The sequence below is a fragment of the Stenotrophomonas koreensis genome (genome assembly GCF_001431525.1).
Taxonomy (GTDB): domain Bacteria; phylum Pseudomonadota; class Gammaproteobacteria; order Xanthomonadales; family Xanthomonadaceae; genus Stenotrophomonas; species Stenotrophomonas koreensis.
The window spans coordinates 1-6,909 of sequence record NZ_LDJH01000004.1 but is presented as its reverse complement, the minus strand read 5'-3'; the positions used below and the strand labels follow the sequence as shown (position 1 = coordinate 6,909).

The 6,909-nt window shown below is 65.2% G+C and carries 5 protein-coding genes; 2 read left to right on the top strand and 3 right to left on the bottom strand.

Annotated features, from left to right (window positions below):
* Together ABB25_RS01555 and ABB25_RS01550 are read right to left on the bottom strand one after the other, a co-directional pair.
* The coding region (locus tag ABB25_RS01555) for a copper resistance system multicopper oxidase (protein ID WP_057662770.1) at positions 1-1,466 on the bottom strand (1,466 nt) is incomplete at its 3' end.
* A gap of 83 nt (positions 1,467-1,549) precedes the next feature.
* Entirely contained in the window at positions 1,550-1,930 is a 381-nt protein-coding gene (locus ABB25_RS01550; protein WP_160319394.1) for a CopL family metal-binding regulatory protein, read from the bottom strand.
* A 102-nt stretch (positions 1,931-2,032) separates the two neighbouring features.
* Here ABB25_RS01550 and ABB25_RS01545 point away from each other — a divergent pair, with 102 nt between their 5' ends.
* Complete coding sequence (locus ABB25_RS01545; RefSeq protein WP_057662765.1) at positions 2,033-3,154, top strand: PLP-dependent cysteine synthase family protein; 1,122 nt, start codon at positions 2,033-2,035, stop codon at positions 3,152-3,154.
* A gap of 39 nt (positions 3,155-3,193) precedes the next feature.
* Complete coding sequence (locus ABB25_RS01540) at positions 3,194-5,221, top strand: M3 family metallopeptidase (protein WP_057662762.1); 2,028 nt, start codon at positions 3,194-3,196, stop codon at positions 5,219-5,221.
* 118 nt (positions 5,222-5,339) lie between these two features.
* Here the strand turns inward: ABB25_RS01540 and ABB25_RS14150 are convergent, their stop codons facing one another.
* Positions 5,340-6,296, bottom strand: a complete 957-nt coding sequence (locus ABB25_RS14150) for an acyltransferase family protein (RefSeq protein WP_160319393.1) — start codon at positions 6,294-6,296, stop codon at positions 5,340-5,342.
* Positions 6,297-6,909 lie beyond the last annotated feature (613 nt).

Sequence of the window (6,909 nt, the reverse complement as noted above, 5' to 3'; positions counted from 1 at the left end):
CCGGTCCGGGCCGGCTCGTTCGCGGCGCCCGGCTCGCGGCCATCGGGGTCGTCAAACAGCGAATGCAGGTCGGCATAGGCCAGCACCCGGCGGCCGTTGTCGCGCAGGCCGATGCCCGGGTCCTCCAGGCGCGGGCCGCTCGGGCTGGACTGCATATCCACGACCGGACTGCCGGTCTCGCTGGCCGGGTGGTTGACCGGCGCGGCGGCACGGCCATGGCCGGCATGTGCCGCATGGGGATCGGCCGGCATCGCGTGCCCGGCATGGGCCGCTGCAGTGGAAGCGGCGCCGTATCCACTGCCATGACCACTGCCGTGGTCGTGCGCCATGTCGGCCATGCTCAGCAGCGGGCGGCGGTCCAGCGCCGGCACCACCGCGGCCAGGCCGGGGCGGGTGGCCAGGGTGCCGCAGGCAAAGCCGGTGCGGCCCATGTCCTGGGCAAACACGGTGAAGGCGTCCTGGCCGGTCGGCTCGACGAGCACATCAAAGGTCTCGGCGGTGGCGATGCGCAGCTCGTCCACGCTGACCGGGTGCACGTACTGGCCATCGGCGGCGACCACGGTCAGCTTCAGCCCGGGAATGCGGATGTCGAAATGGGTCATCGCCGAGCCGTTGATCAGGCGCAGCAGCACGCGCTCGCCGGGGCGGAACAGCCCAGTCCAGTTCGCGGCCGGGGTGTGGCCGTTGAGCAGGTAGGTGTAGGTATTGGCGTTGATGTCGGAAAGGTCGGTCGGCGTCATCCGCATCCGCGCCCACTGCGCGCGCTCGGCCAGGGTCGCGCGCAGGCCATCGCGGCGGGCATCGCGCACCAGCTCGCCCAGCGTCTGCTGGTAGGTGTTGTCGTGCATGGCCATCTTCTTCATCCGCCGGTACAGCGCGGCCCCATCCAGGTCGGTCCAGTCCGAGAGCAGCAGCACGTGTTCGCGGTCGAAGCGGTAGGGCGGCGGCGCGATCGGGTCGATCACGATCGCCCCGTACAGCCCGGCCTGTTCCTGGAACAGCGAATGGCTGTGGTACCAGTAGGTGCCGTTCTGCCTGAGCTCGAAGCGGTAGTGATAGGCCTGGCCGGGGGCGATGCCGTCAAAACTCAGCCCCGGCACGCCGTCCATGTTGGCCGGCAGCAACAGGCCGTGCCAGTGGATCGAGCTGACGTCATCGCGCAGCGCGTTGTGCACGTGCAGGTTGACGGTCTCGCCCTCGCGCCAGCGCAGCACCGGCGCCGGCAGCGACTGGTTCACGGTGATCGCGGTGCGTGCCTTGCCGGTGAAGTTCACCGGCAGCTCGCCGATGTGCAGGTGCTGGGTGGCACCGCGCAGTTCGGGCACCGGGAAGGAGACCTGGCGGGCCTGGGCGGCGGGCAGGCGCCACAGGCCCGTGCCGGCGACCAGGCCGGCAAAGCCCAGGCCCTGGACGAAACGGCGGCGGGACACGACGCTGCGCGCGTCGTGCAGGGTGTCATCAGACATGGTGTTCACTCCAACGCGGGCCTTCAGGCACCGCGCGCTGACAGCAAAAGGAAGGATCAGGCGTGCAGGCACGCCACTGCTGGTCAGACAGTGAAGGCGATGGGCGGCCGTACCGGTTCGGCCAGCCGCGGCGGGGCGCTGTAGCGGGCGGGGAGTACCGCCGGAGCCAGCGGTGCTGCAGGCAGCAGCAGCACCAGCGCCGGTGCCGGCAGGGCGCTGCCGTGCTGCAGGCAGTCACAGTGCTGGCTGTCGGCGCCACAGGGCATGGCCGGCTCGTCGGCGGCCACGGCATGGCAGTCCCCGGCCTCGGCAGCCACCGCAACGTGATGCGCGGGGCTGCCCGGATCGACCGCTGCGACGGCGGCCGGCAGCAGGCTGCTGGCCATCCGGCTGGCCGCCCACGCGCTGGCGGTCGTATTGACCAGCAGCAGGACGATCAGCAGGGCGCGCAGCAGCACAGGCACGGGTCGGCTCACGGGCATCGGGTGGCGCCGAGCATAGCAGCCGGCCCGGCCGCTGGCGCCGCGGGGCTACAATGCCGGTTGGGTTTTCGTCATGAGTCCGCCATGTCGCAACGTGAGTGGGTGGCCGCGGCCATCCAGAAGATCGAGGCCGATTACAACCGTTCGGCCGACACCCACCTGATTCCGATGGCCTTGCCTGGCTACCCCGGGATCGATGTCTACCTGAAGGATGAATCCAGCCATCCCACCGGCAGCCTGAAACACCGGCTGGCGCGCTCGCTGTTCCTGTATGCACTGGCCAACGGCTGGCTGCGCGAAGGCTGCCCGGTGATCGAGGCGTCCTCCGGTTCCACCGCGGTGTCGGAGGCATATTTCGCCCACCTGCTCGGTTTGCCGTTCATCGCGGTGATCCCGCGCGGCACCTCGCCGGAGAAGGTGGCTGCGATCGAGTTCCACGGCGGGCGCTGCCACTGGGTCGAGTCGGCCTGTGGCCTGGATGCGGCCGCGCAGGCGCTGGCCTGCCAGACCGGCGGCCACTTCATGGACCAGTTCACCTATGCCGAGCGCGCCACCGACTGGCGCGCCAACAACAACATCGCCGAGTCGATCTTCCGCCAGATGGCCGAAGAACCGCACCCGGTGCCGGCCTGGATCGTCTGCTCGCCCGGTACCGGTGGTACCGCCGCCACCCTCGGCCGCTACGTGCGCTACCGCCGCCATCCGACCCGGATCCTGTGCGTGGACCCGGAAATCTCGGTGTTCTTCGACGGCTACCGTGCCGCGCTGGAGAACCGCTGCTGGCAGACGCTGGCCATCAGCGGAGGCTCACGGGTGGAGGGCATCGGCCGGCCGAAGGTCGAGGCCAGCTTCATCCCGGCCTGCGTCGATGCGATGGCCAAGGTGCCCGATGCGTTGAGCCTGGCGGCGATGCGCCATGTCAGCACGGTGCTCGGCCGGCGCGTGGGTGGCTCGACCGGGACCAACTTCGTCGGCGTGCTGCAGGCGGCGGCCTGGATGCGCGCGGCCGGGCAGGGAGGTTCGATCGTCACCATCCTGTGCGATGCCGGCGAGCGCTACGCCCATTCCTATTACGACCCGGCCTGGTATGCGGCCCGGGGCATTGAGGTGGAAGCAGCCGATGCGGCCATTGCCGCGGCGGTGGCCGGTGAACCGCTGCCGGCGCTGGCTTGTGCCGGGCAGGAAGCGTTCCCATATCAGGCCTGACCCGGCCGTTGGCCGGCACTGTGTTCTGAAGGACTGACCATGACCAACCCGTTGCTCGATTTCTCCGGCCTGCCCCGTTTTGATGCGATCACCCCGGCGCATGTCACCCCGGCGATCGACACCCTGCTGGCGCAGGCGCGTGCAGCGGTGGAACAGGCGCGCACGCAGGCACTGGTGAACTGGGAAAACTTTGTGGTGCCGCTGGATGACGCCACCGAGCGGCTGTACCGCGCCTGGGGCCAGGTCAGCCATCTGGAAGCGGTGGTCAACAGCCCCGAGCTGCGCGCGGCCTACAACGAGAACCTGCCCAAGGTGACCCGCTTCGGCAGCGAGCTGGCCCAGGACCTGGCCCTGTACGCGCAGTACCGCAAGCTGGCCGATAGCCCGGAAGCGGCCGGCTACGATGCCGCCCGCCAGCAGGTACTGGCGCACACCCTGCGCAGCTTCCGCCTGGGCGGCGCCGAGCTGGACGAGGCCGGCAAGGCGCGCCTGGCCGCCATCAACGAGGAGCTGTCCTCGCTGTCGGCGCGGTTTTCGCAGAACGTGCTCGATGCCACCGACGCCTTCGCGCTGTACGTGGACGATGTGGCCGAACTGGCCGGGCTGCCGGACGATGTGCTGGTTTCCTGCCGCGCCGCCGCTGAAGCAGAGGGCCGTTCCGGCTTCAAACTGACCCTGCAGATGCCCTGCTACCTGCCGCTGCAGACCTATTGCGACAACCGCAGCCTGCGCGAGCAGCTGTACCGCGCCAGCGTCACCCGGGCCTCCGAATTCGGTCTGGCCGAGCTGGACAACAGCGCGCTGATCGCGCGCGTGCTCGCGCTGCGTGCGGAAAAGGCGGCCCTGCTCGGGATGGACAGCTACGCCGAGTACTCGCTGGCCACCAAGATGGCCGACGATCCGGACCAGGTGCTGGCCTTTCTGGATGACCTGGCCCGGCGCGCCCGCCCGTTCGCCCAGGCCGACCGTGCCGAGCTGGAGGCCTTCGCCCGCGACGAGCTGGGGCTGGACACGCTGCAGGCCTGGGACCTGGCCTGGGCCAGCGACAAGCTCAAGCAGGCCCGTTACAGCTACTCGGCCCAGCAGGTGAAGCAGTACTTCACCGAAGATCGTGTGCTGGCCGGGTTGTTCGGCCTGATCGGCGACCTGTACGGGCTGAAGGTCGAGCCCGACAGTGCGCCAACCTGGCATCCGGACGTGCGCTTCTACCGCCTGGTCACTGCCCAGGGCGACCTGGTCGGCCAGTTCTACCTGGACCCGTACGCGCGCGAGGGCAAGCGCGGCGGTGCGTGGATGGATGACTGCCGCAACCGCCGCCTGCATGCCGATGGCCGCGTGCAGACCCCGCTGGTCTACCTGGTGTGCAACTTCGGCCGTGGCGTGGACGGCAAGCCGGCCACCCTGACCCACGACGAGGTCACCACCCTGTTCCATGAAATGGGCCATGGCCTGCACCAGCTGCTCACCCGTATCGGCGAGCTCGGCGTGGCCGGCATCAATGGCGTGGAGTGGGATGCGGTCGAGCTGCCCAGCCAGTTCATGGAGAACTTCTGCTGGGAGTGGTCGCGGGTGCAGGCGATGACTGCCCACGTCGACACCGGCGCCCACCTGCCGCGCCCGCTGTTTGACAAGCTGCTGGCGGCGAAGAACTTCCAGAGCGGCATGGCCACCGTGCGCCAGCTTGAGTTCGCGCTGTTCGACATGCGGATCCACCACGGCTTTGATCCGGCCGGTGACGTGCTCGCCCTGCTCGATACCGTGCGGGCCGAGGTGGCGGTGAACATCCCGCCGGCCTTCAACCGCTTCCCGCATCAGTTCAGCCACATCTTCGCCGGTGGCTACGCGGCCGGTTACTACAGCTACAAGTGGGCCGAGGTGCTCAGCGCCGATGCCTATGCCGCCTTCGAGGAAGCGGGCGAGGAACAGCTGGCGGTCACCGGCCAGCGCTTCCTGGCCGAGATCCTCAGCCGTGGCGGCAGCCGCCCGGCCGCGGAGAACTTCCGCGCCTTCCGCGGCCGCGAACCCAGCATCGACGCCCTGCTGCGCCACAACGGCATGGCGGCCTGATAGCGCCGCTGCCTCACCCGTGGGAGCGGCCCAGGCCGCGACGCTGCAAACAAAAAGCCCGGCGTAAGCCGGGATTTTTGTTTTCACGTTGCCCGCAGGCGTGCGCTCGGACTTGATTTTATTTTGGTTTTATTTTCATCATTACGCGAAGGAGAGGGTTTTCAACCCATAGGTATACGGCTGTTCCTGCGGTTATTGATATGATGATTGCGGTGATGACCGTAAGTATGCCTCTTTCATCTGGCCAGACCCAGTCAATCCCCCATATTGCCAAGGCATGAATGAGATAAATGGAATAGCTTGCAGACCCAAGCAGTTGCACCATTCTGTTTTGGATTACCGTTGATGACTCAAATGCCATTGCTCCCATGACCATCATGACGCTTGGAATTCCCCAGGCGATAACTCCTTCTGGTTTGAATTCATTGTGGATGGCGAAAATGGCAATTGATGTTGTCAGGAGTATGGCGCCAGTTGTTTTTTCCGGCCTGTAGCCTGACTTGATTACCCAGCCAAGCATGAGGCCAGCTGCGAATTCAAGTATGACTTGATTTGCATAATATAAGCTCCCCAGTGCCGGGTTGCTGCTGAATACGCTGCCGAGAACTGCAATTATGCAAATTGAAATGCATATCGATGCCGATCTGAATAGTAGGCTTGCTCCGAGGATCAAATAGAAGAACACTTCGTAATTCAGTGTCCATCCCGGGTACAGGACGGGCATGACGAATCCTTCCGGCGGAGGGGCGAAAAGATAAGATCTTATAATATGTTCTTTGGAAAATGTTACTTCAGGGTATCGGGTGTGGAAGTAAATAACGGCAAGTGTTGTGAATATCCAGTATATTGGAATTACTCGAATGGCTCTTCGCCAGAGAAAGCTGAGTGCACTTGTTTCTGGTCTTATGGATAAAAACATGACTGCGCCACTTATGACAAAGAACAAGTCAACACCGGCGGCGCCAGCTCTGAAGTTGAAGAATGGATGGAGTGAAAGTGCGTGGTAGATGACCACGGCAATGGCACCCAGACCACGTAATGCCTGGATCGATCCTAAGATGGCTTGTTTTTTCACCGATAACCCGCTTGATTCGCCTTGCAGTAGTTTAGCTGAATGGATGTCTGTTTGGTGGTGGTTAAAGATTTATGGTGATGCATGGGAAGTAGTATCCCGGGGCAACGGGGTCTGGGGCAACGTGGTCAGGTTGGCTTACTGAGATCAAGGCAAGTAAGAGCTTCCACACGCTGCGCGTGCGGGTTCCTTTGAGCAGACATTCGTCTGCTGAAAAGCATTTGACGCACCAAAAGGAACCCAAGGAGCGAAGCGACTAACGGCGAAGCCGGCCCGAAGGGCGAGCACCAATGGTGCGAGTCAAACGGCTTCTCGCCGGGCCGCGTGCCGCTGCGGCCTGTGGCCACATCGGTGTCCTGTGCTTCTCGCGGCTCAAAGCGGCGCGAGAACTCGCTGCGCTCAAACACCTCGCGCCTGTTCCTTTGATCCGCTGCGATGCTTGGCACGCTCTACGGCTCGGGCAGGAGGATCAAAATCCAACGGCAACGGCAACGGCAACGGCAACGGCAACGGCAACGGCAACGGCAACGGCAACGGCAACGGCAACGGCAACGGCAACGGCAACGGCAGTGTGCTGCTGGTAAATGGTTGGGGGGTTGATAGAGTCGGCTTTCCA